Source organism: Pseudomonas sp. IT-P171 (assembly GCF_949767765.1).
In the GTDB taxonomy this organism is placed as follows: domain Bacteria; phylum Pseudomonadota; class Gammaproteobacteria; order Pseudomonadales; family Pseudomonadaceae; genus Aquipseudomonas; species Aquipseudomonas fluorescens_B.
The window spans coordinates 1-338 of record NZ_CATKQN010000040.1 but is presented as its reverse complement, the minus strand read 5'-3'; the positions used below and the strand labels follow the sequence as shown (position 1 = coordinate 338).

2 tRNA genes are annotated in these 338 nt (G+C 47.0%); both read left to right on the top strand.

Annotated features, from left to right (window positions below):
- The first annotated feature begins 58 nt into the window (after window positions 1-58).
- A tRNA-Ile gene (locus ACM6I5_RS19850) sits at window positions 59-135 on the top strand.
- Between the two features lie 10 nt (window positions 136-145).
- Window positions 146-221 (top strand) — tRNA-Ala (locus ACM6I5_RS19845).
- Window positions 222-338 lie beyond the last annotated feature (117 nt).

Genomic DNA, 338 nt, shown 5'->3' with positions numbered 1-338 from the left:
GAAGCAGCTTTAAGCTCCAAGCTGATAGCTCCAAGCTAACAGTTGCGCGCTCGAAATTGGGTCTGTAGCTCAGTTGGTTAGAGCGCACCCCTGATAAGGGTGAGGTCGGCAGTTCGAATCTGCCCAGACCCACCAATTTTGTTATGGGGCCATAGCTCAGCTGGGAGAGCGCCTGCCTTGCACGCAGGAGGTCAACGGTTCGATCCCGTTTGGCTCCACCATATAACTGCTTCTGCTGTTAGAGTTTAGAAATGAATATTCCGGTGTGAATATTGATTTCTAGTCTTTGATTAGATCGTTCTTTAAAAATTTGGGTATGTGATAGAAAGATAGACTGA